Annotated in this window: 16 protein-coding genes and 3 pseudogenes; 15 read left to right on the top strand and 4 right to left on the bottom strand. The window is 37.1% G+C overall.

The genetic code is table 11. The features are described 5' to 3' along the window. The first annotated feature begins 34 nt into the window (after positions 1–34). Positions 35–2,668, top strand: a complete 2,634-nt coding sequence (locus tag OOK90_RS01940) for a DEAD/DEAH box helicase (RefSeq protein WP_264706047.1) — start codon at positions 35–37, stop codon at positions 2,666–2,668. A 707-nt stretch (positions 2,669–3,375) separates the two neighbouring features. Then, complete coding sequence (locus OOK90_RS01945; protein ID WP_006280189.1) at positions 3,376–5,571, top strand: AAA family ATPase; 2,196 nt, start codon at positions 3,376–3,378, stop codon at positions 5,569–5,571. Between the two features lie 1,165 nt (positions 5,572–6,736). Here the strand turns inward: OOK90_RS01945 and ltrA are convergent. The 3 genes from ltrA to OOK90_RS01960 all read right to left on the bottom strand — a co-directional run bounded on the left by ltrA (position 6,737) and on the right by OOK90_RS01960 (position 9,640). After that, positions 6,737–8,050, bottom strand: a complete 1,314-nt coding sequence (gene ltrA / locus OOK90_RS01950; RefSeq protein ID WP_264706049.1) for a group II intron reverse transcriptase/maturase — start codon at positions 8,048–8,050, stop codon at positions 6,737–6,739. Then, positions 8,013–8,141, bottom strand: a complete 129-nt coding sequence (locus tag OOK90_RS01955) for a hypothetical protein (protein ID WP_255324786.1) — start codon at positions 8,139–8,141, stop codon at positions 8,013–8,015. Before OOK90_RS01955 ends, ltrA begins: the two co-directional genes overlap by 38 nt. 494 nt (positions 8,142–8,635) lie before the next feature. Beyond that, the gene (locus tag OOK90_RS01960) at positions 8,636–9,640 is read right to left on the bottom strand and encodes a virulence RhuM family protein (protein ID WP_010962468.1); all 1,005 of its coding nucleotides are present in this window, start codon (positions 9,638–9,640) and stop codon (positions 8,636–8,638) included. A gap of 836 nt (positions 9,641–10,476) precedes the next feature. On the opposite strand from OOK90_RS01960, the pseudogene OOK90_RS01965 reads away from it, so the two are divergent. The 13 genes and pseudogenes from OOK90_RS01965 to OOK90_RS02025 all read left to right on the top strand — a co-directional run. Then, positions 10,477–10,605 (top strand): annotated as a pseudogene (locus OOK90_RS01965) (Holliday junction resolvase); the annotation flags it as partial. A 314-nt stretch (positions 10,606–10,919) separates the two neighbouring features. After that, a pseudogene (locus tag OOK90_RS01970) lies at positions 10,920–11,288 on the top strand (crossover junction endodeoxyribonuclease RuvC); the annotation flags it as partial. A gap of 126 nt (positions 11,289–11,414) precedes the next feature. Beyond that, a complete protein-coding gene (locus OOK90_RS01975; RefSeq protein WP_264706050.1) occupies positions 11,415–12,635 on the top strand; it encodes a DNA modification methylase in 1,221 nt (406 codons plus the stop codon). 16 nt (positions 12,636–12,651) lie between these two features. Continuing rightward, complete coding sequence (locus tag OOK90_RS01980) at positions 12,652–13,155, top strand: hypothetical protein (RefSeq protein ID WP_209473021.1); 504 nt, start codon at positions 12,652–12,654, stop codon at positions 13,153–13,155. Between the two features lie 120 nt (positions 13,156–13,275). After that, complete coding sequence (locus OOK90_RS01985) at positions 13,276–15,114, top strand: phage terminase large subunit family protein (RefSeq protein WP_264706168.1); 1,839 nt, start codon at positions 13,276–13,278, stop codon at positions 15,112–15,114. Continuing rightward, positions 15,114–15,338 (top strand): gpW family protein, encoded by a 225-nt coding sequence (locus OOK90_RS01990; RefSeq protein ID WP_264706169.1) that lies wholly within the window; start codon positions 15,114–15,116, stop codon positions 15,336–15,338. The genes OOK90_RS01985 and OOK90_RS01990 overlap by 1 nt, the downstream gene beginning before the upstream one ends. 1 nt (position 15,339) lies before the next feature. Beyond that, complete coding sequence (locus OOK90_RS01995; RefSeq protein WP_244663091.1) at positions 15,340–15,492, top strand: hypothetical protein; 153 nt, start codon at positions 15,340–15,342, stop codon at positions 15,490–15,492. 183 nt (positions 15,493–15,675) lie between these two features. After that, positions 15,676–16,281 carry a glycoside hydrolase family 25 protein gene (locus OOK90_RS02000; protein ID WP_264706051.1) on the top strand — a complete coding sequence of 202 codons (606 nt, stop codon included), beginning with the start codon at positions 15,676–15,678 and terminating at the stop codon, positions 16,279–16,281. Further along, on the top strand, positions 16,281–17,705 hold the full coding sequence (locus OOK90_RS02005) for a phage portal protein (protein ID WP_264706052.1): 1,425 nt from the start codon (positions 16,281–16,283) through the stop codon (positions 17,703–17,705). Before OOK90_RS02000 ends, OOK90_RS02005 begins: the two co-directional genes overlap by 1 nt. After that, a complete protein-coding gene (locus OOK90_RS02010) occupies positions 17,702–18,787 on the top strand; it encodes a S49 family peptidase (RefSeq protein ID WP_209473016.1) in 1,086 nt (361 codons plus the stop codon). The genes OOK90_RS02005 and OOK90_RS02010 overlap by 4 nt, the downstream gene beginning before the upstream one ends. A 175-nt stretch (positions 18,788–18,962) precedes the next feature. Then, positions 18,963–19,331: a head decoration protein gene (locus tag OOK90_RS02015; RefSeq protein WP_264374236.1), complete on the top strand. Its 369-nt coding sequence runs from the start codon at positions 18,963–18,965 to the stop codon at positions 19,329–19,331. Positions 19,332–19,375: 44 nt separating this feature from the next. Further along, entirely contained in the window at positions 19,376–20,380 is a 1,005-nt protein-coding gene (locus OOK90_RS02020; RefSeq protein WP_209473012.1) for a major capsid protein, read from the top strand. Between the two features lie 373 nt (positions 20,381–20,753). Continuing rightward, positions 20,754–22,100 (top strand): annotated as a pseudogene (locus tag OOK90_RS02025) (IS110 family RNA-guided transposase). On the opposite strand, the gene OOK90_RS02030 reads toward OOK90_RS02025, so the two are convergent. Then, entirely contained in the window at positions 22,097–23,212 is a 1,116-nt protein-coding gene (locus OOK90_RS02030; protein WP_264706053.1) for a hypothetical protein, read from the bottom strand. The pseudogene OOK90_RS02025 and the gene OOK90_RS02030 sit on opposite strands and share 4 nt — an antisense overlap. Positions 23,213–23,389 lie beyond the last annotated feature (177 nt).

Below are 23,389 nucleotides of genomic sequence, written 5' to 3' on the forward strand. Positions count from 1 at the left end.
ACTATTCATTGATGATCAGCATTACCTTACTCAAGTGAGCAATGGTACAACTAATTTATTTAGGCTCAGTGGAAATGTATTGAGGGATGTAGCACGATTTTTAAATGATATTCCTAGTTCGTTACTCCACAAACTTAACCCTGAACTTCGCTTCATGCATATGATTTCACAGTTTGCACATATGCTAATGGAAAAGTCAGCGCTAATACCACAAGTATTACAAAACAAAAGAGGAGAAGTAATAATTAGGTGGATTCCGGCGTTGTTTAATGAGTCAGTTAAGGAAATTCATAGCAAGATATCATCTATTTGTCCGCCTCTATTGATTAAATATCAAGAAATCGTTATGGAACCAGAGGAACAAGTAAATGTTGCTATCTCTCTCATCCTTTTAGGGTATATAGAAGATAACTTTCCTGCATCACTGGATAAGCATAGAGATAAATCCATCTTTGAATTATTCTTTACTGGAAGACCATACAAGTTTACTGAGTTTAGCAACAAGGAAATACCGCAAGCAATTAATCTCTGGCTTTCACGTCTTTATTTAGCAGATAAACCTTACAAACTCTATTTAATGATAAAAGATCACCATGAAAAATTTGAACTTGAGGTACAGTTATCACTGGATGATGAGAAGTCATTCATCAAGCTGGAAAAAGCACTCTCTAATCAAAACGTAAAGCTTAGTATTTTATCTGATCTTGCACTTTTGTCTGAATATATACCTGAACTAGAAAAGTCGATTGACGATAATAGCACATTATCATTTAATTTAGATAATTTTGCACCATTATTTTTGCATATCTTGCCTGTACTAAGAGCAATAGGCATCAAAGTTATTTTGCCGAAATCTTTACAAAAAATCTTAAAACCACAATTAAGTCTTAATTTGTCTACTAAAGATAAAATAAAAGAAGATCGCGAAAGCTTTTTAACGCTGGAAAATTTATTGAAATTTGATTGGAAAGTAGCAATAGGAGATAAAAAACTAAGCGTTACAGAATTTAAAAAATTGCTAAAAGATTCCCGAGGGCTTGTGCGAATAGTCGATCAGTACGTCCTTTTGGATGACAAAGAGGTAGAAGCTTTATTAAAAAAACTTGATAAATTGCCTGATTATTTAAGTCAAGCAGAGCTTATGCAAGCTGCTCTAACAGGAGAAGTAAATGAAACTAAAGTAGCATTTGACCAGCAGCTTACAAGCTTATTTAATAAACTTAATACTTACACACCTGTTACTACACCAAATAATCTAATAGCACAACTACGCCCATATCAAGAACGTGGATTTAGTTGGCTTGTACAGAACATAGAAAACGGGTTTGGTAGCATAATTGCTGATGATATGGGTCTTGGTAAAACATTACAGGTTATAGCAGCTATTCTGTGTTGCAAAAATACAGGGTTTTTGGATCGGGACAGAGTCTTGGTAGTAGCTCCCACAAGCATATTAAGTAATTGGCAACGAGAGATGGAACGTTTTGCACCAGAATTAAAGCTTTTCGTCTATCACGGACAAAATCGAGAATTGGCAAGTGATTATGATGTAGCTCTAACATCCTATGGTCTTGCACGTCGTGATAAAAAAGAACTTAATAAAATTCGCTGGTTTTTGCTCGTGATTGATGAAGCACAAAATATAAAAAATCCTAATACCGAACAAACCAAGGCAATTAAAACTATTGCAGCAAAACATAAGATAGCTATGAGTGGTACGCCTGTTGAGAATAGGTTGCTTGAGTATTGGAGCATTTTTGACTTTATCAACAAATCTTATCTTGGTACTCCTAAGCAGTTTAAAAGCAGCTTTGCAACACCGATTGAAAAAGCAAGAGATAAAACTTGTCTAGAAAGGTTTATGAAAATCACTAGCCCTTTTATGTTACGTAGGCTTAAGAGTGATAAAAGCATTATTCAGGATTTACCAGATAAAATTGAGAACAATCGTTATTGTTCCCTCACTTCAGAGCAAACAGCGCTTTATCAAAAGGTTGTTGATACAACTATGGAGAAGATAGAAAAAAGTGAAGGGATTGAACGTAAGGGACTAATCTTTAAACTTATCAATGCTTTAAAGCAAATTTGTAACCATCCATCACAGTTTGGCAAGAAAAAGCGTGCGAGTATTGAACAATCCGGTAAAATGCAGATGCTTGAGGAAATATTGATTAGTATTGGTGAAGTTGCAGAAAAATCATTGATATTTACTCAATACACTGAAATGGGTGAGATTATAGCTAGGCTACTTGAAGAAAGGTTTGAATCAGAAGTGCCATTTTTACATGGAGGACTTTCTAGAAAAGCACGTGATACAATGATTAATGACTTTCAAAACTTATTCCAGTCCAACATTCTTATAGTGTCTTTAAAAGCTGGTGGAACAGGGCTTAATTTAACAGCGGCAAACCATGTAATACATTACGATTTATGGTGGAATCCAGCAGTGGAAGCACAAGCAACAGATCGGGCCTATCGTATCGGGCAAGAACGTAATGTCATGGTGTACAGGCTACTTTCAACAGGTACATTTGAAGAGCGTATTGATGAGATGATTCAAAGCAAGAAGGAATTAGCAAACCCAACTATAAGTAGTGGCGAGAGTTGGATTACAGAATTTAACAACGATCAATTAAGAGATTTAGTTAATATAAAAAATGCACTATAATATAGCTGAGTTATTTAATGTAAAGAACCAGCTAACTACCGCTAATAGTTCAAAATAGAGACAAAGATTTATATTTCGTACTTTATGTCTCATTGGTAGGCAAAAAGCCTGTAATTACGTTTTAAAGTGATTCCACTTTAAACTGTACCCTTTAGCACCTGTAATGCCCTTTAAAATTTGAATAAAAAGCATCTTTAATAATTCTATTCATGAACCAAAAAGTAATTGCCGTTTTCAGAAACTTTTCATTTTTACAGATGGCTTGAAAAGATTATCATTAATAGGTAGGTCAAACTCCTCCAAAGAAAAAAGTTTTTAATTTTTTCAGAAAAAGTCATAAGAAACCCGGTATATATATAGTAGAGGGTTTTCTATCAAAGACACCATTATGAATTATATAGCAGAAAGAAAACATTAGTTTTTTTAATTTATTTTAAATATATCAACAGAATAAAAACTAAGTGGTTGACATGGTGAGTAAAATGTAGTAGAATTATAATAGAGTATTTTTCCTTAAAAGAAAGAAGATACTAAAACCTCACTTTCCACCTGAACTGACTTCCTTTACTTCTTAATATATTTTTCAAGCTTTGCCAAGAGAACCCCCACCGTAGTTTTTACTTACATAATGAAAGAGTAAGACCCCAATCAAAACAGCCTTACTCAAAAACCTTTCAAACGCTTAATCTTAAAAGGAGTTTCAACTTATGGTACAAGATTTTTTAACTGATGTCAAACAAAAAAATACTTTAAATGATGAATATTATGATTTTAATAATACTGTAGAACCATTAGAGCAATTTGATGTAGAAGAAATAAAAAGACAACTATTATTAAACATAAGATCATGCCTTTCTTATTTATTCCCAAGGGGAACTTTTCATGGAGATGAATTCCGAATAGGTGATGTGCATGGTAACAAAGGACAAAGCCTCAGAGTAGCATTAACTGGTGGAAAAGCCGGACTCTGGCAGGATTTTGCAACTGGGCAGAAAGGTGATGTTCTTGATATTTGGGCAGGTGCACAGGGAAAAGATACAAAGAGAGACTTTTGTGAAGTGATGGCCTCTATAAGTGAATGTCTTGGATATAACAAGAAATGCGCAAAGGCTGACGAAGACTTCGAGAAATTTATTACCCACAGTTGGAATTATTATGATGAAAATGGTCAGGTCATTGTAAAAATTTATCGTTCTGATCCTCCTAAAGGAAAAAAGCAATATAAGCCTTTTGATGTTAAACAATCTCGGTATGGTGCGCCAAAAGTAAGACCTCTCTATAACATACCAAGTATTTTAAAGTCTGATAAAGTTGTTCTGGTTGAAGGGGAAAAATGTGCAGAAGCGCTGATAGAACAAGGTATCACAGCAACAACAGCAATGTCTGGAGCAAACGCACCAATTGATAAAACAGACTGGTCACCACTTAAAGGTAAGCATATTATCATTTGGCCAGATAATGATGAAGCAGGTAATAAATACGCAAAAAATGCTGAAAAAAAGCTTTTAGAGATCGGAGTTGCATCACTTGCTGTGCTTGAAATTCCTCGAGGTAAGCCTGAGAAATGGGATGCTGCTGATTGTGTAGAGGAAGGTATAGATGTCAAAGAGTTTTTAGCTTCAACTCCGTTGCTTACTATTGATACTCCAGCTACTGATACTTCAAATATGAAAAGTTTAGAAAGATCCACAAAACAGCCACTTAACATTTTAGATTGGAGTGCAGAGCGCTTTGTAGGTCCGGTACCAGAGCAAAAGTTTCTTGTTGAAGGTCTATTTCCTTTAGGTGTTACTTCAATAATAGCAGCAATGGGAGATACAGGCAAAGGTATGCTTCTTCTTGACCTAGCGCTTAAGGTTGCAAGTGATAAGGATCAGATGTGTGGCTTTGGTTCACTTGTTACTGAACATGGATCAGTAGTGATTTTTTCAGCAGAAGATGATGCAAGTGAGATACACCGCCGCTTAGAACGACTCGACCCTAAGTGTGAAAGGTTGAAACATAAAGATAAATTATTTATTGTACCACTGCCAAACGTCAGAGGATCACTTACAATACTCAGAAATGTTCGTGGTAAAATCGTCGAAGTTTCTCCTGAATTCGAATCCGTAATGAAACAGCTCGAGGAAATTAAAGATCTGAAATTGATAGTATTTGATCCACTTGCTTCATTTATCCATGCAGATATAAATGCTGATCCTGCTGTAGGGGATTATCTAATGTGCTTATTATCTGATTTAGCATGTAGTACTGGAGCTTCGATAATTACTGCTCATCACATGAGAAAGCCAAAAGGAGAAAAACCAATATTAACTGCTGAACAAGCACGCGATGCAATTAGAGGTACCTCTGCTCTTGTTAATGGTGTTAGATGCTCATACGCTTTTTGGCCAATAGAAAATACAGCTAGGCTAGAAATCTTTAAGGCAGTAGGAGAAACACCAAGACAGAATGCTTTGTTTCATGGGGCAGTTGTGAAGGCCAATGGTTTAGCTGATCGCACTGTAAGAACTTACCTAAGAAATCAGGAAACAGGGCTACTAGAAGATATAACAATACAACTAACAGTTAAAAATGCTAGTGAAAAAGACCTTAAAATATGTCTTACTGATGCAATTACACGATCTGCTGTTGCAGGACACCCATTTACTCACACAGGAAGCACAGGAGTATATAAACAACGGCATAGGCTACCTGAGATTTTCCACAGTATGGGAAGAGATCGACTAGAGCGTATAGTTCAGGAACTTTTACAAGCAAAGCAGTTAGTTAAAGGAATGTCTACAGGTGCAAAAGAGGATAAGTGGCTTGACATTCCAACTGGACCATTTGCTTGTGGTATAGGAAAGTTCACTCTTGGAGCTGAAGATTTTAGCTATAGGCAAAATTTAATGTTAGGATAAGTCTTTCTTTATGGGTGGCTCTTTAAATATTTTAGAGTTGCCCTATTTTCTCTATTCAATCTACCATCTACTCAATCTAACTTCGGAGCCACAACCCTATTATAAGTTATGATTTCAATTAAAAAGGGATAAGACATCAAATGGTTGAATTATATTCCTGATTCCTTGGTTACTAAATAAGTAATGAGAAACTAGGAAGCTAAAGATCGCTTGAATCCTAACCTTTTGCCCTCTATTCCTAAAAGTGTTCCTAGTTATTATGTGTCTGAAGTCAGCCAGTATAGCGGATTCTACGTTCCTAAAACCCTTATATATTATATATATATAATAGTAATAAATAATAATAGATAATATAAAATAATAGTAAAATACAAATAAAGTACAATAACTTAAACAGCAAAAAGAAAGAAGTCCAGAAAGGCTGCCACAAAATATTATTAAGATATTTACATTTAATGAAAAATACAATTAGTGCGTTTTTAAAAGGCTCTTACTCTCATCTTTTTTTTATGCTGATAAAACTCAAATAAACGTTGGTCTGCTAATGCGGTTTTAAAACGATTCTACGACTTCAGGGTACAATTATACCACCAAGACCTAAGTTGCTCATGTAAGGTAGCTTAAAAATCGATTATGAGGCATTTCTAAATTATTTTTTATCTCAAATTTTTATTTATTACAAAAAACCCTAAAGCTAGTCTATCATGTTTTTTTGTTGGTTGCAAAGAAAATTTTTCAAAAAAGATTGAACAACTTGTGGTGAGTATAAGGGGTTAATGGAGACTATATGAGAATACAACAACTTTTATTGCAAACCTCTGAGCAATTGATTGCAAAACTCTCAGTGATGAAACAATCTTTATCAGCAAATTGTAGATGAAGCTAAAGGAAAAAAGTTTGAAGTTACTGCCATAGAAGAAGAGACAGAAGCTCGTAAAATTTGATTGCTGCTTAAAATGGAGACAAAGAGCAAAGTTTATTTACGTCTCCAACAGAAAAGCTTCTTTTGTAGTAGTCAAAAAAAGCAGAGATATAGGGCTTTCTGAAGGGAGGGGGTCTGGTAGAGACTCATGACCTTGAAACCAGCGATTTGGTCTCATAACCATAGTCTCCCCAAAAGAACCGTGCTTGCGGATTTCCCGCACACGGCTCCACAATACAGCGTTCACACTAGTGCTCCTGTGTATAAAGAAACATATACCTTTGGTTTTGGTAATGGATTTACTTTTAAATAGTGTATAAATTGTTCCCAATCCATACTTTTCTTTTGACTACGTCGGTTTATCCACTTAAATGCTAACTTTGTTACCGGTCGATAGAATTGAATCAAACACCGATAATTTCCGCTAACTCCGAAGTAGCTATAGTGTCCTGTTAGTTTGGCTTTAAGTTTCTGCCACCAATCTTTGAGACAGATACGACTTCGTACCATCTTCAACCATTCTTTGATTTCTTTAATCTTTCTGGCTAGGCTTATTTTTGAAGTTTTCTGCTTCATCATAAGTTTACCATTACGACTTTTTCCACAATAATGTGTAAATCCTAGAAAGTTGAAGCTAGCCGTCCTACGTTTCTCTCTTTCTGCTTGATACCATTCTTTCTTACCAAACTTTACTATTTTTGTTTTATTTTCAGCTATTTCCAACCCAAATTTACTTAGTCTTTGTTTCAGTAATTCTAGAAATTCTTTTGCGTCTTCTTCCCTCTCGCAGCCAACTACAAAATCGTCGCAAAACCTTATTAGCTGTAAATATCCTCTGGCTTTTGGCTTAAATTTCTTTTCAAACCATAAGTCCAGCACATAGTGTAAGTATATATTAGCTAATACAGGGCTTACTATACCACCTTGTGGTGTGCCTTGATCGGTTGCTTTATAACATCCAACTTCGACTATTCCTGCCTTTAGAAATCGTTTTATTAACCACAATAAATTTGGGTCAGCTATTCGTTCCCTTAGACAATTCATTAGCCATTTATGTTGAACATTATCAAAGAACTTCTTGATATCCACTTCTACAATATAGTTAATTGGTTTGTGCATAACTGCTTTATCTAGAGCGTTTATCGCCTGATGACAATTTCTTCCTGGTCGAAATCCATACGAGCTGTCCATAAAGTTTGCTTCATAAATATTTTCTAATATCTTCTTTAGCATTACCTGTACCAACTTATCTTCCGTTGATGGTATTCCGAGACCGCGCTTCTCTTTGCTCCCGGCTTTGGGTATGTATACCCTTTTCACTGGTAGCGGTTGATATTGTTTTCTCTTCATACTATCCACTAGTGTTTTAAGTTTCTCTTCTAGATTTTCTCCATAAGCTTCCACTTTCACACGATCTATACCACAAGCCTTGTTGCGTTTTAGTTCCTTATAACACTCTGCAAGATTCTCTTCATTAATCAAATGAACTAATGATGTAAATTTTACTCGCTTATCTTGCTTAGCCCTTACTGCTATCTGGTTTAGTTTTCCTTGCATACTCCTCCAATCTCTGTTGTATTGGTATAGCAATCCCTATACCAGTCACTATATTGCTAACCGCTTCCCCTTGTATGTGGCTTTCCCACACTCCGAGTACTATCAGTTAGTCCGACTTCCTTTGCATCTTCCTCCAGTCCTCGCCTTTATTGACTTGTTCCAGAGTACCCTTACAGGAATACAAAGGATCTCCCAAGTTCACGTAAGGTCCATCTCAACACATGACGCGGCCTTCGATCCCGATGAGGTGAGTAATATCTTGCCTTAGCGTTATTACCCATGTTGCCTTCCACCAAATGTAAAGTGTCAGCCCCCATGACGCGTGAATTACGGGACTCAATACCTTCACTTTCGTTGCACCCTATGTTGTCCATTCCATTAGCTTTACTACGCTCGTTACCTTACGCAGCATAATGGTTTGTTCCAGGTTGCCGGCTAAGCTTTACCCGTGTTGGATTTTCACCAACTGTTCCTTACGCACTTCTTGGCGCACACAATTTTTCACCCCCCTTAAAATTAAAACAAAAGGTGGTAAACAAGATGTCAAACACAGATAACTCAACTACAAGCTGGTTTTTGTTGTAGTTAGATAGTTATTTTCTCACTTTCTTTACTTGCTTTAATTAATTCATCAAAATCAGATTCATGTAATTTGTCCTGTATAACTCTGTACTTTTCGTATTCTCCTTCAGCCAGGGCTTTTGCAACTTCAGCACTAACTTTACCGGCATCTTTAAGTACTTCATAATCATTGAACAATAGAAATGCATCCAATTTTTCAGCCCAGTCTTGCATTTTCATCAGCCGATTCTTTTTTGCTTGAAGTTCTGCATAATCTAGATACATCGAAACAATGTGGTTTAGTTCACTTAGTTCTTCTTCAGTTAAGTAATTTTTCGCAATACTTACATCACTCTTGTGAATTTTTTTACCTGGACCATCTTTCCATGTAGTTAGCCCCATATGTGGTTTTTTGTGATCAACCCGAGAACATATCAACTCTGCTGCAGTTAAACCATAAATTGCCCAATATAATTTGTTTTGTACTTTTGCGTAAAATTGTTTTGTTATTTCTGAATTTGGATCGTAATCTGCAGAACATTCGGCATAAATGTCGGTAATCTTCTGGTAAAATCTACGTTCGGATGCTCGTATTTCCCTGATTTTTTCAAGTAATTCATTGAAGTAGTCTTTGCCAAACTTTTTCCCGTTTTTTAGTCGTTCACTATCTAAAGCAAATCCTTTGATAATAAAATCCTTCAAAACTTTTGTAGCCCATACTCTGAATAATGTTGCTTTTTTAGAATTAACTCGATAACCAACAGCTATAATTGTATCTAAATTGTAAAGTTGTGTTGGGTAATTTTTACCGTCTGCAGCGGTTACCTCAAAAGTGGAAACAACTTCTTTTTCCTGTAATTCACCAGATTCAAATATGTTCTTGATATGCTTACTAATAGCTGGCAGTTGTACATCAAATAATTCAGCCATCCTTTTTTGCGTAAGCCAAAGATTTTCATCTCTGCATAAAACTTCAATTTCTATATTTCCACCTGGAGTAGTATAAAATACAATCTTATTCTCATCCATTATCTATCTCCTATAACTTACAAACAAACCATTGATCATCAATAGGAATTTAACCAATTAATTGTCTCTACTGCAACTAAATTCTTTAAAACGTCTTTAGAGGGCTATTATAACTTATTAATGAGCTGGATAGAGGGGAATATCTGTTTTATCAAAAATTCATGTGACCTCTTCTCAGCTCCAGTAAACAGTTATTTCCAAAATGGAAACAACTCAAATAGTAAGGTGTCTAGGAGGTCGGACTTCCGTTTAGCGGGTTCTTAAAGTTTAGGCTCTCTTTAATTTCTGAGCTGCATTCAAATTATTTTAACTTTTTTTCAGAAAATCCCGGAAAAAGTGGTGAGAAATCCGGAGTATAGGGGCATTGAGTGTAGATGTGCTTCAAACACAAAAGTCGGCAAATAAACAGAGTAGAAAAGATTGAAGGAAGCAAAAGAAATTTAGGCTTTTGGTAAGTTACGTAATTGAGAATTTGTATTTTTTTAGATGAGGTAAAAACTTTGTTTTAAGGCTAGATGCAACTTTAGGGTACAAATACTACTATTACCAAAGAACGCATATAATACCCCTTAGAACTCGAATAAATGGCATTCTTAGCAATTCTATTACTGTATAGCAAACTCACAGGTGAGTTTAGCACGTTTTTTACGCTTTGCAAAGAAAAATTAAAAAAAAGTGAACAGTTTTTGTAAAATCGGTGAATATATATAATAGCAAGTCCTAACTAAGGTAGGTAGCATAAGATTCTTGTCATTGGCCAACAAAAACCCATTCATAGCGTATTTTGAAGGAACCAGACGATATTTAGCGCTACTTATAGTTTTAAATAATAGCAAATGTCAATCCTCACACTCGACCTTGGCAAACAAACCGGCTGGGCTATTCTTACAGATGGAGTAATTCAAAGTGGGAGTGAAAGTTTTCATGGTAATCGTTTCAGCGGAGGTGGAATGGCTTTGTTGCATCGCTACTTATGAAAGGCTAACTATAGTTAGGATTATAAGCAACCTATTGAAAATCTTGTTTTTTTGCAATCAATCTGATCAAATTTAAGAATAGTAATTTGTTATTTATATTAATAAATTTAATTCTATTGAAAATAGCTAAAGCATTGAAATTCTTGAATTTTAGCCAGATTAGTGAGTGGTAGTGAAATTTCTTTTACTCAAATTTAGGTATTCACTGACCGTTCTTGTTATAAATACCAGAATAATAAGCTACTGATATTCCCTATCTTTTTTATCTTTAATCCATCATAGCTAGCGATGCAACAAAGCCAGGTGGCATGCACTTCTTAAATTTTCGTAGGTGGCTCAATGAGATGAGGGAAAGATTTTCAGATATTGAAGCAGTGTATTTTGAAGAAGTAAGAAGACACCTTGGAACTGATGCTGCTCATTGCTACGGAGGCTTTCTAGCTCATTTAACAGCTTGGTGCAAGGAAAACAATATACCTTATCAAGGTGTACCTGTCAAGACGATAAAACGCTTTATCACCGGTAAGGGCAATGCAAGTAAAAGTGAAGTTATTGAAGCTGTAAAGGGAAAAGGGTTTATTCCTCAAGATGATAATGAAGCCGATGCTTTGGCATTGATGTTCTATGTTAATAATTTTAGTAAAGATTTTAATATGCTAAACATCCCATAGAAAGTGGGTCCTTCCCCACAGCCAGGCTGATTTGGGAGCGAAACCACGGGTCCTCTCTAGCGTCAGACGTATTTTGATTATTAACTTTTTGTTAAGAATTTAAACATAGCAATTTAATACACTAATATGAACTTAGCAACACACTACTATCCTATTGAAAATCTTGTCGAATATGAGCGCAACCCTCGCAAGAATGACGATGTAGTAAACAGAATGTGCGCCTCTATTCGGGAATTTGGGTTTCGTATTCCAATAGTTGCAAAAAGCGATGGCACTGTGGTTGATGGTCATTTACGCCTCAAAGCAGCAAGAAAACTGGGTATGGAGAGTATTCCAGTAGTCCTCAGTGATAACTTAAGTGAAGCCCAAACCAAAGCTTTTCGGTTACTAGCAAATCAATCAGCTAACTGGGCAAAGTGGGACGATGATCTTTTGAAGTTGGAAATTCAAGAGTTAGAAGATTTGCAGTTTGACCTAAAAATGACTGGATTTGAGCTGGAAAAGGTTCAACGTTTTCTTGATGATTTAGATGGAGAAAACAGTGAAAAAGAAGATTTTTCCGACTTAGCCGGTAAGGTAAAAATAACAAAACCAGGGGATCTGTGGATTTTAGGTGGTCATCGAATCTACTGTGGTGATAGTTGTCTGGTTGAATCATTTAAAGCGGTATTAGACGATAAAATGGCAGATATTACCGTGTGTGACCCTCCGTATAACGTAGCATATGGTGACAGTCAGGAAAGAGAAGACAAAAAAATACTAAACGATGATCAAGGTGAAAAATACGAACTTTTCCTGTATGACATTTGTTCTCACGTTTTAGCGTACACCAAAGGTGCAATTTACATCTGTGCATCATCATCCGAGCTGGCAACGCTGCAAAAGGTATTTGAAGAAGCAGGTGGTCGTTGGTCGACATTTATAATTTGGGCAAAGAATCATTTTACGCTAGGAAGATCTGATTATCAAAGACAATACGAAACAATACTCTACGGTTGGAAAAATGGCAATAAACGTGAGTGGCATGGGGGACGTAATCAAAGTGATCTCTGGTTTCACGACAAGCCAACATACAACTCACTGCACCCAACGATGAAACCAGTGGAGTTAATGGAAAGAGCGATAGTAAACAGCAGTAGACCAGGGGATATAGTTCTTGATCCATTTAGTGGTTCTGGAAGTACATTGATTGCATGTGAGAGGACAGGAAGAATCTGTAGAACGATAGAGCTAGATCCTACGTTTGTAGATGTGACCATAAAACGTTGGCAGGTATACACAGGCAGAGAAGCTATTCTATCCAGCTCAGGCAAGACTTTTGCGCAAATTCAAGAAGAAAAACAGTAAAAGAAGGGAGAAAAAAGTGGAAGGAGGAGGGGCGAAAGTAACGCAGACAGAATGGGCAAGAGAACTGGGAGTTTCAAAGCAATACGTCTGTTATTTAGTGAAGAAAGGAATAGTTGAGCTGAAAGATGGATTAATTGACCGAGAACAAGCAAATAGAGCAATAGAAGCAATTAGAGATCCAAGTCAACCACTGAGGAGAAAAGGTGGAGAAGAAGGGGAAAAAAGAGGAAATAATGATCTTTCCACGATGTTGCTTAAAACCCGAATTAAAAACGAGATGGAGCGGGGAAAACTGCTCGAGGCAAAAGCAAAAGCTGAGATTGGTGAACTTATCTCAGTAGAAGAAGTAAAGACTGAAGCATTTAATGTTGCGAGAGTTGTCCGTAATAATTTGCTTAACATTCCAGATAGGGTTTCAGCGTTACTAGCATCGATAAATGACACAGAGAAGATCCATGAAACATTAACTGAGGAAATCAGAACTGCGTTGGAAGAGTTAGTGGAAAATACATTTCAATGATACTAAGGAAGCACTTGATAGGTTTAATAAACATATTAGTTGCAATACTGATTTTAAGTAAGGCATCAGCGTGCAGACAAAAAATACCATTTTCCCTTAAAAGTACAACAATTGCAGCAAATGATCTATAGTAGTAGTTTCTATGCAGGATTAAGGCCAGATCTAACGCTAAAAGTATCAGAGTGGGCAGATAGAAATCGTCAACTTTCAACGATAGCATCATCAGAACCAGGAAAATGGAGAACAGAGAGAACACCCTACCTTAGAGAAATAATGGATTCACTTTCCTCGTCTTCACCGGCTGAAAAAGTGGTATTCATGAAAGGAGCACAAATTGGCGGAACAGAAGCTGGGAATAACTGGATCGGCTATATTATCGACCAAACACCGGGACCAATGCTAGTAGTACAGCCAACAGTAGAAATGGGCAAGCGTTGGTCAAAGGGAAGATTTGCGCCGCTCATTGAAGATACGCCATGTTTAAGGAGTAAAATAAAAGATCCAAGGTCGAGAGATTCAGGCAATACTGTGCAGAGCAAAGAGTTTCCGGGAGGAACGGTAGTAGTAACAGGTGCCAATAGTCCAGTGGGTCTGCGCTCTATGCCGGTAAAATATCTTTTTTTAGATGAAGTAGATGCATATCCAGGAGATTCAGGAGGAGAAGGAGATCCAGTTTTACTCAGCATAGCCCGAACTAATACATTTACGCGGCGAAAAATCTTTTTAGTTTCAACACCGACGATTCATGGAATAAGCAGAATAGAAAAAGAATTTGAGAGTTCAGACAAACGTTACTTTTTTGTTCCTTGTCCGCATTGTAATTACTATCAGGTGCTGAAATGGCCACAAATAAAGTGGGAAGAAAAGAATCCAGCAACAGCGCACTACGTTTGCATAGAGTGTAGGGGAGAAATAAAAAATCATCAGAAAACAGAGATGCTAGCCCGTGGAGAATGGAGAGCTACAGGGAAAGAGGGAAAAAAAGAGGCAAAAGAAGGGGGAAAAATAGGGTTTCATCTATCGAGCTTGTATAGCCCAGTTGGCTGGTATAGTTGGAAACAAGCAGTAGAAGATTATCTGCATAGTAAAGAAAATGAACAATTACTAAAAGTTTGGATCAACACCACGCTGGGAGAAACCTGGGTAGACAAAGGAGAAGTACCAGACTGGAAGCAACTATTTGAGCGTCGAGAAAATTTTCCGATAGGCATGGTGCCAAAAGGTGGAAAAATAGTGTTAACGGCAGGGGTTGATGTACAAAAAGACCGCTTAGAAGCAGAAGTAGTAGCATGGGGTATGGGTCGCGAGAGTTGGTCAATAGACTACCAGGTATTAGAAGGTGATACTGGAAGTGGAGAAGTATGGGAAAAACTTTCAGAGCTCTTGAATCATCATTTTATCGGTGAAAATGGTCTTGAATATATGATAAGCATGATGGCGGTTGATGCTGGGTATGCAACGCAGGAGGTATGCAATTGGGTAAGAAGTCATCAAGGCTCTGGAAGAGTAATGGCAGTAAAAGGGGCAAACAAAGCGCTAGTGCCGCTTAACAGCCCAAGTAGAGTTGATGTAACAGTTGGAGGACAAAAGCTAAAGAGAGGAATGAAGCTGTGGCCAGTTGGGGTATCGATATTGAAGTCCGAGCTTTTCCAATTACTTAATGTTTTAACAGAAGGGGCGCCGGGGTATTGTCATTTTCCAGAGTATCCACCTGAATATTTTAAGCAGCTAACCGCAGAGCAACTAATTACCAAAGTAGTAAAAGGATATACCAAACAAGAGTGGCAAAAGATAAGAGACCGAAATGAAGTACTAGATTGCAGAGTTTACGCAAGAGCTGCATCTATTGCCCTGGGGATTGATCGTTGGCCAGAGAGTAAATGGGAGAGTTTAGTAGGTGAAAAAACTAAAAAGTCAAAAAGAGTGAGAAGAAGTCAATGGTTGAATGAGAAAAGTTGATGTATAGCCAAGAATATTTAGATCAAGTAGAAGAAGCGATAAAGAAGCTACAGAGCGGGGAAAGAGTAGTATCGATTGCATATGGTGACCATGTGGTTAGGTATGGAGAAGTTCAGATAAAAGATCTATTGGACTTAAGACAACGAATCAAAGCTGAGCTGAAAGTTGCAGGTATAAAGCCGAAGCGCAGGATTGTGATTTCAACAGATAAAGGGGTTAAATAAAATGGCTGAAAATCAACTAAATGTTAACGTGAGCTTTGAAGGTGAATTAGCGAAATATCTCAAAGATATAGCAGAACAAGACTGCAGAAGAAGTTTTAGTAAGTCTAGTAAGGGAAGCATTAGAGGAAGATATAGAACTGTCAAAAATTGCTAATGAACGTGATATTGATGGCGCAGAGTTGATTAGGGCTGAAGATGTGGACTGGGATAAAATATTATCTGCAGGAACCTTTTGCACAAAATGTCAACAGCCTATTGACCAAAATTCTCCAACAACTCATTGAAATTTCAAATAGTGCAGCAACCTGTTGCACAAATAACAAAATAAGAGCCCCAAATGATAAAAAATGTAATTGTAGATCTCTCCCACTGGAACCAAAGTGTAAATTTTAAGTTAGCGAAAGAAGATGAAATATTAGGAATCATTCATAAAGCAACGCAAGGGCTAGAGTATGTGGATCCTAAATATGCAGAAAGAAGGAAAGCTGCCGAAGAAAAAGGACTGCTTTGGGGTGCATATCATTTTGGCATAGGAGCAAACGGAAAGGACCAAGCTGAGCATTTTCTGGAAGTAGTCGGAGAGAGTTCTAAAGTGTTGCTAGCCCTAGATATCAAAGACAACGGAGGAAACAATATAACGCCAAAACAAGCAGAGGATTTCGTTAACAGGGTTTATAGAGTCACAGGTCGTTTGCCACTGATTTATGGAAGTCCTTACTTTATAAATGATTTCGCTACGCCGATTTTAACAAAATGTCCACTGTGGGTGGCAAGATGGAGACGTAGACCTAAGTTACCAAGAGGATGGAAAGAGTGGGCTTTATGGCAATATACCGACGGAAAAAGTGGGGAAGAGCCGCATTTAGTGAAAGGGATTGGACCGTGTGATAGAAATAAATTCAACGGCACATTAGAAGATTTGAAAAGATTTTGGATATCGTGATGTTATTGAAATCATTTAAACAATTATTCCGCAAACCACCAAAGCCTAAAGGTTCAGCATGGGATGCGTCAGGCTCAGGAAGAAGATTATTGCACTTTCAACCAGAGTCAGGAAGTATAAACAATTTGCTTTCTCAGAGCCTTGAGCACCTACGTAGCCGCTCTCGTGACATGGTAAGAAAGAATTCCTATGCAGCAAACATCATCGATACGATAGTGAGTAATTGCGTTGGGACAGGAATAAAGCCGCAGTCAAAGGCGAAAGATGCAGAGTTTCGGAAAAAAGTGCAAGAGTTATGGCTGAGATGGACAGATGAAGCAGACAGTAGCGGAGCAAGTGATTTTTATGGGTTACAAGCTCTAGTATGCAGAAGTATGATAGAAGGAGGGGAATGTTTTGTAAGACTCCGAACAAGAAAACGAGAAGATGGTCTTTGTGTGCCGTTGCAACTGCAAGTACTTGAATCAGAGCATTTAGACAATAAGAGCAATCAAACCCTTGCCAACGGTAATGTAATTAGAAACGGCATTGAATTTAACCGATTGGGGCAAAGAGAGGCGTATTACCTATTTAGAGAACATCCAGGTGAAGGCTCGTTTGGCGAATCAGTGAGAGTACCAGCAAATGATGTTTTACATATCTACAGACCACTAAGACCTGGGCAGATTCGAGGAGTACCGTGGCTTTCTACAGTACTGTTAAAGCTCTATGAACTTGATCAATACGATGATGCGGAATTAGTCAGAAAAAAGACTGCAGCAATGTTTGCGGGATTTATTACGAGACTTGATCCTGAAGCGAACATCATGGGAGAAGGAGAGAATAATGAACATGGAGTAGCGCTGTCAGGCTTAGAACCTGGGACTATGCAATTACTTGATCCCGGAGAAGATATCAAGTTCTCGGAACCATCTGATGTTGGAGGAAGTTATGAAGCATTCATGAAACAGCAGCTCAGAGCAATAGCAGTAGGCATAGGAATAACGTATGAGCAGCTAACAGGAGATCTAAGTGGTGTCAATTATTCATCAATCCGAGCAGGATTAATAGAGTTTCGCCGGAGGTGCGCGATGTTACAGCATAACGTGGTAGTATTTCAGCTTTGCCGGCCAGTATGGGATAGGTGGCTAGAATTAGCACTACTCTCTGGAGAACTGGACATAGGTGAAAATTGGGCAAAAGAAACAGCAAAAGAGGTAAAATGGATACCGCAAGGGTGTGCTTACGTAGATCCGCTAAAAGACCAGCAAGCACAGCAAATGGCGGTAAGGAATGGGTTTAAGAGCAGGTCAGAAGTGGTTTCAGAACTTGGTTATGATGTAGAGGAAATAGACCAGGAAATTGCTGAAGATCAAAGACGTGCGAGTGAATTGGGTTTAAGTTTTGATTCTGATGTACAAAGTAGTTTTGCGGAAATGACATGAAACAACAAGCAATGTGGCTGAACAGACCGGTAATGATGGAGCAAAGAAGTTTTGATCTATTGTCATTACAAGCAGGAAAGCAGTCGATTTTTAAAAACATAAAACATGCAGTAAGAAATAATGAAAGGGGAATAAAAGTACATGGAATCTTGACGAAGAATTCAGAGGCTTTTGACGATATTTTGGGGATGACATCGTATGAGAAGATACGTGAAGAGATAGAAAAAGCTTTAATAGATGAAGAAGTAGAAACAATAATTTTGGACATAGACAGCCCCGGAGGAGAAGTAAACGGTTTATTCGACCTTTCGGACTTTATTTACGAAGCAAGGACAAAAAAGAGGATTGTGGCGATAGCAAATGATGATGCTTACTCTGCTGCGTACGCTATAGCTTCTAGCGCTGAAAAGGTGTATGTAAGCAGAACATCGGGAGTTGGAAGCATAGGAGTAATAGCAAGTCACATTGATCAAAGTGGATTTGATGAAAAGCAAGGGATAAAATATACAACTGTTTTTGCTGGAAGTCGAAAGAACGATTTAAATCCGCATGAGCCGATAACATCAGAAAGTGTGGAAAGCTTACAAGATGAAGTAGACCGCCTATATGAGATGTTTGTCGAGCTTGTAGCAAGAAATAGGAATCTTTCCACGGAAAAAATCAAATCAACGGAAGCAGGGCTATATTTTGGTGAGAAAGCAATAGAGATTGGACTTGCTGATGAAGTGATAACATATTCTGAATTTATAGATAGGAGAAACAATATGAGTAAAGCTGAATTTAACTATAAGGGCCACACCATCGATGCTGATGAGTTAATGGAAGAATCAAAACGAATAGGTTATGAGAGGTGCCGCAAGGAAGTATTAGAGGTAATAAGATTGTGTAATTTGTCAAAGATGCCAGAGAAGATAGGAGAATTTATTGAGCAGGATGTAAACGCAAAACAAGCCCAAGAGATATTAATGTCGATACTGGCGGAGAGAACGAAGAAGACAGAGATACTGAGCACAATACCACAAAGTTCATCAGAAGATTTAATGATGCAGGTAGCAAGAACTCGAGCGCAATCTGGCATTTGAGAAATTTAGGTACCAGCAATTACAAATGCCGCGGTAAACAAGTCCGCCAGAATAGCCAATTATAAAGTTTTTACCGCGACGTATAGCAACTTTAAACACCGCGGTAAACAAATCTTATAACCGCCGTATATAACACTAACAAAAGCGGCGGTAAAACAATTAAGGAGAAACATTTATGAGTTGTATAACTGAACAAAATAACCTTGGTGACCTATTAAAGTATGAGGCATCAAACCTATATTCAAGAGACCAAATAACAGTAGCAAAGGGGCAAAACCTAAAGCTTGGTACGGTTGTTGGTCGTGATAAAGATGATCTAATTAAAATTATAAACTTAGCAGCGACAGATGGAACGCAAACAGCGATAGGTGTAATAACAAGTGATGTAAATGCAACGGAAACCACCAAAGCAGTAATCATTACTCGTATAGCAATACTAGCTGATCATGCAGTGGTGTGGCCAGGAAATATCACTGAGGAGCAAAAAGCTGCAGCAATAAAGCAACTTGAAGCACGGGGTATCATCATCCGCAAAGGTGTCTAAACTTCAACTCAACTTAAATTAATAGGGAAAACAAGGGGAAAAACATGCAAAATCCATTTACAAATCCGGCATTTAGTATGACAGCATTAACAAATGCAATGAACATATTGCCGATAAATTATGGTCGAACAGAGAATTTAAATTTATTTCCAAGTAGGTCAGTAAGATTTCGTCATATTACGATAGAAGAACACCAAGGAGTTTTAACTTTATTACCAACGCAAGTGCCAGGAGCACCAGCAACAGTGGGTAAGCGCGGAAAGAGAAAGGTAAGAACTTTTACCATTCCACATATTCCCCATGATGATGTAGTGTTACCAGAGGAAGTGCAAGGGATAAGGGCATTTGGGTCAGAGAATGAACTGAAAGCATTGGCAGATGTAATAACGGATCATTTGCAGATGATGAGAAACAAACACGCGATAACGTTAGAGCATTTGCGGATGGGAGCATTGAAAGGGATTATTCTGGACGCAGATGGCAGTGAATTGTTAAATCTGTACAACGAATTTGAAATTACGCCAAAAGTAGTAAATTTTGCACTGGGAACAGCAACCACTGATGTAAAGCGTAAGTGTCTGGAAGTATTGCGTCATGTTGAGGACAACTTAAGTGGTGAATACATGACTGGGATTCATGCGCTGGTAAGTCCTGAGTTTTTTGATGCTTTAACTTCTCATACCAAAGTAAAAGAAGCATATGAGAGATGGCAAGAAGGAGCAGCGCTAAGGAACGATATGAGATCAGGATTTACGTTCTGTGGAATAACATTTGAGGAGTATAGAGGACAAGCAACTGACCCTGAAGGTAATGTGAGAAGATTTATAGAAAAAGACACGGGCCACTGTTTTCCACTTGGTACAGCAAGCACATTTACGACATACTTTGCACCAGCAGACTTTAATGAGACGGTAAATACACTAGGGCAACCGTTATATGCAAAACAAGAGCCAAGAAGATTTGATAGAGGGACCGATTTACATACGCAGTCAAATTCTTTACCAATGTGCCATCGTCCAGAAACATTAATCAAAGTCGTTGCAGCATAACAATACTGAACTATAAAAGTGGTGAGGTATGATACCAGTATGCCCCTTCTTAGCGTGCATGTAGAGATTAGTGCATAAAGGAACAAGATGCAAGAAAATATTAAAAGCCCAGAACAGATAAAATCTGTAAAACCAAAAAGAAACTCCCTCTTTACTTTATGTTCTTTGGGTATAGTGTTATGAAGAAGCGCTTCTGCAGCTATAACCGAAACAATCAATGGTGCTATAAATGCCCGTTTGAAAGCATGGTTTTGGGGGAAATGGTAAAACCATTGATGGAGTTCTTTTTGGGCTACCTCGTTTAGAAGATTGTATAACCTAACCGTCCCAAGCTGAAGTGCTTCTTATCATAATAATATAGGAGGGATTTTATATGGCAGAAGCAAAAAGTAAATTAAAAACAATAAACCTTGATGCAGCAGGGATTGATATTGGCTCGACTGTACATTATGTATGTGTACCTGAAGGAAGAGATGAACAACGTATCCAAAAATTTGGGTGCTTTACAGTAGATCTACACAACTTAGCAAAGTGGTTAAAAAAGTGTCAGGTTAGAACTGTAGCCATGGAGTCAACTGGAGTATATTGGATTCCCTTATTTCAAATATTAGAATCACATAAATTTGAAGTAAAATTAGTAAATGCGCGACATGTCAAAAATGTGCCTGGTAGAAAGTCTGATGTTCAAGATTGTCAATGGCTGCAACAATTGCACAGCTATGGACTGCTTCAAGGATCATTTAGACCGGATAATCAAATGTGTGTACTGCGTAGTTACGTTAGACAACGTGCTAATCTAATTGAAAATGCAGCTAAACATACTCAACGTATGCAAAAAGCGCTAATTCAAATGAATATTCAATTACACAAGGTTATTAGTCATATTACTGGGATAACTGGTATGAAAATCATTGAAGCTATAATTGAAGGCGAAAGAGATCCTGAGAAATTGGCTAAATTCAGGGATGCACGAATAAAAAATGATCAGTCTACTATAGCAAAAGCGTTAGCTGGTGATTATAGAGAGGAACACTTGTTTGTGCTAAAACAAGAATATGCAGCATATACTTTTTTTCAAGAGCAAATAACGGGATGTGATAAAAGTATAGAAAATTACTATAAAACATTTGAAACAAAGTCGAATGAGAACAGGGCATTGAATAAGACACGAAAGAGAAAACAGAAGAATAGTCCAGATTTTGCCGTAGATGAAGATTTATATCGAATAACGGGGATGGATTTTACTAGAGTTCCAGGACTTGATGTATTAAGTATACAGGCTATCATTTCAGAAACAGGTATAAATCACAATAAATGGAGGACAGAAAAGCATTTTTCTTCCTGACTCGGATTAAGTCCTGCTAATAAAATTACAGGAGGGAAAATTATTGGAACAAGAACTCGTAAAGTTGTTAATCGTGCTGCAACTGCCTTGCTACTTGCTGCTCATTGTGTATCAAGAAGCAACACTGCACTTGGTGCATACTGCAGGAGGTTAAAGAAGCGACTAGGGATACCAAAAGCGATCACTGCTACAGCAAGGAAATTAGCATGTATTTTTTATAATATGCTAAAATATGGACAAGAATATGTAGAAAAAGGAATGAACTATTATGAAACACTCTACAAAGAGAGAGTAGTCAAAAATTTGACTAAAAAAGCAAAGGAATTTGGTTATATACTAATGAAAGAGGAGCCGATAGATGAAGAAGGTTCTTAGGAGTTTCTTAGAAGATTGATAAATTCTTCATTTGCATCTGATCCTGTGGTTGATATTGTACCATCTAAATAGTTACTTTGAGCACCGAAGCCATGCTCTATTTGTATTTTTGTCTCAGGTTTAAATCCTAATTTTGCACAGAATTTCTGAAAATATTCTTTAATAATGTCAAACAAGCTCTTGCCATTATCTTTATAATTTTTTAACTCTTTAGGAATAGTAAGTGACAATTTACCATCTCTGTATGTTACAAAGTCTTCACCATTGTGAGATTCAATTGTAAATTCCAATGAACTAGACAGATTACATATCTTATCGCCATGCATAACTTGATTTTTAACAGAGAGTATTGGTAGCCTCATATCAGATCTAATTCTCACATTATTTTGGTTAGCACAATCAATATTTATTACTTTTTTAGGATTTTCTACTATGAACGACTGTCCAAGTGCAAGTTGGGTTTGTATAAATGGAGCAGCCTCATACCCTGCTTGATTACAATTGGTAACTAGCTCTTCTAAAATAGCATCACTTGGAACTTCTGCCCCAGCGTATCTGAACATTTTTTTGAAAACTTCTTTTGCAAAGGAACGGTAATCCTTGTTTTCATCTTTCTCTGTTGGTAATAGATGGATATACCTTTGGCCAGCATTGTAAAATTCTTCAAATTCTTTCTTATATGAATCGGTTTTTTGATGATTGGCAGTTTTGGAATTTTCACAGTGATTTTTCCATAGCTCACCCAATGCATTACTTACAAGCTCTTTCTCAATATCTTCGAGTACTGAAGCAACAAAAGCTTTGCCATGATCCGTATCTATTTCTCTTGTTCCTTTTTTGTTAAATATTTCGTCATTATATATATCATCACTATTAAAAAGTTCGCTTTTGCGGTGCTTAGCTCCTTCCTTAAATGCAATAATAAGATTTTTATCTATTTCTTTTCCGTTAATAATAAAATTCATCCTTTGAAAATCTAAGAACATTGTTTCACCGGAATTCGCTAATTTATTATCTTGATCTGCTCTTAATTTACTAAAATTGAACTCTTTAGCTGTGGCCTTTAATCTAACTACTGGACTCTTATTATTTTTTCCTTTTGTCTCTTTCATAAATAACACCTTACTGTAAATATGCTGTAAGTTATATCATATAATGATGAATAATTTGGTAATATATTAAGAAAATCGACAGTATATTTCTTTATTTAAGGGGTGTAGGAAAGGCGTAGATTTCTCTTTCCATTTGTAGCGTACTGCATTAATATTTATGTATTAATCTAGAAAATA

The sequence above is a fragment of the Wolbachia endosymbiont (group A) of Ancistrocerus nigricornis genome, from assembly GCF_947250785.1.
Lineage (GTDB): Bacteria > Pseudomonadota > Alphaproteobacteria > Rickettsiales > Anaplasmataceae > Wolbachia > Wolbachia pipientis.

What these genes read in the sequence shown, in the direction of transcription:
- OOK90_RS01945 (WP_006280189.1), top strand. Translation starts at nt 3,376, where the DNA reads ATGGTACAAGATTTTTTAACTGATGTCAAACAAAAAAATACTTTAAAT.
- ltrA (WP_264706049.1), bottom strand. Translation starts at nt 8,050, where the DNA reads ATGCAAGGAAAACTAAACCAGATAGCAGTAAGGGCTAAGCAAGATAAG.
- OOK90_RS01960 (WP_010962468.1), bottom strand. Translation starts at nt 9,640, where the DNA reads ATGGATGAGAATAAGATTGTATTTTATACTACTCCAGGTGGAAATATA.
- OOK90_RS01975 (WP_264706050.1), top strand. Translation starts at nt 11,415, where the DNA reads ATGAACTTAGCAACACACTACTATCCTATTGAAAATCTTGTCGAATAT.
- OOK90_RS01985 (WP_264706168.1), top strand. Translation starts at nt 13,276, where the DNA reads ATGATCTATAGTAGTAGTTTCTATGCAGGATTAAGGCCAGATCTAACG.
- OOK90_RS01990 (WP_264706169.1), top strand. Translation starts at nt 15,114, where the DNA reads ATGTATAGCCAAGAATATTTAGATCAAGTAGAAGAAGCGATAAAGAAG.
- OOK90_RS01995 (WP_244663091.1), top strand. Translation starts at nt 15,340, where the DNA reads ATGGCTGAAAATCAACTAAATGTTAACGTGAGCTTTGAAGGTGAATTA.
- OOK90_RS02000 (WP_264706051.1), top strand. Translation starts at nt 15,676, where the DNA reads ATGATAAAAAATGTAATTGTAGATCTCTCCCACTGGAACCAAAGTGTA.
- OOK90_RS02005 (WP_264706052.1), top strand. Translation starts at nt 16,281, where the DNA reads ATGTTATTGAAATCATTTAAACAATTATTCCGCAAACCACCAAAGCCT.
- OOK90_RS02010 (WP_209473016.1), top strand. Translation starts at nt 17,702, where the DNA reads ATGAAACAACAAGCAATGTGGCTGAACAGACCGGTAATGATGGAGCAA.
- OOK90_RS02015 (WP_264374236.1), top strand. Translation starts at nt 18,963, where the DNA reads ATGAGTTGTATAACTGAACAAAATAACCTTGGTGACCTATTAAAGTAT.
- OOK90_RS02020 (WP_209473012.1), top strand. Translation starts at nt 19,376, where the DNA reads ATGCAAAATCCATTTACAAATCCGGCATTTAGTATGACAGCATTAACA.
- OOK90_RS02030 (WP_264706053.1), bottom strand. Translation starts at nt 23,212, where the DNA reads ATGAAAGAGACAAAAGGAAAAAATAATAAGAGTCCAGTAGTTAGATTA.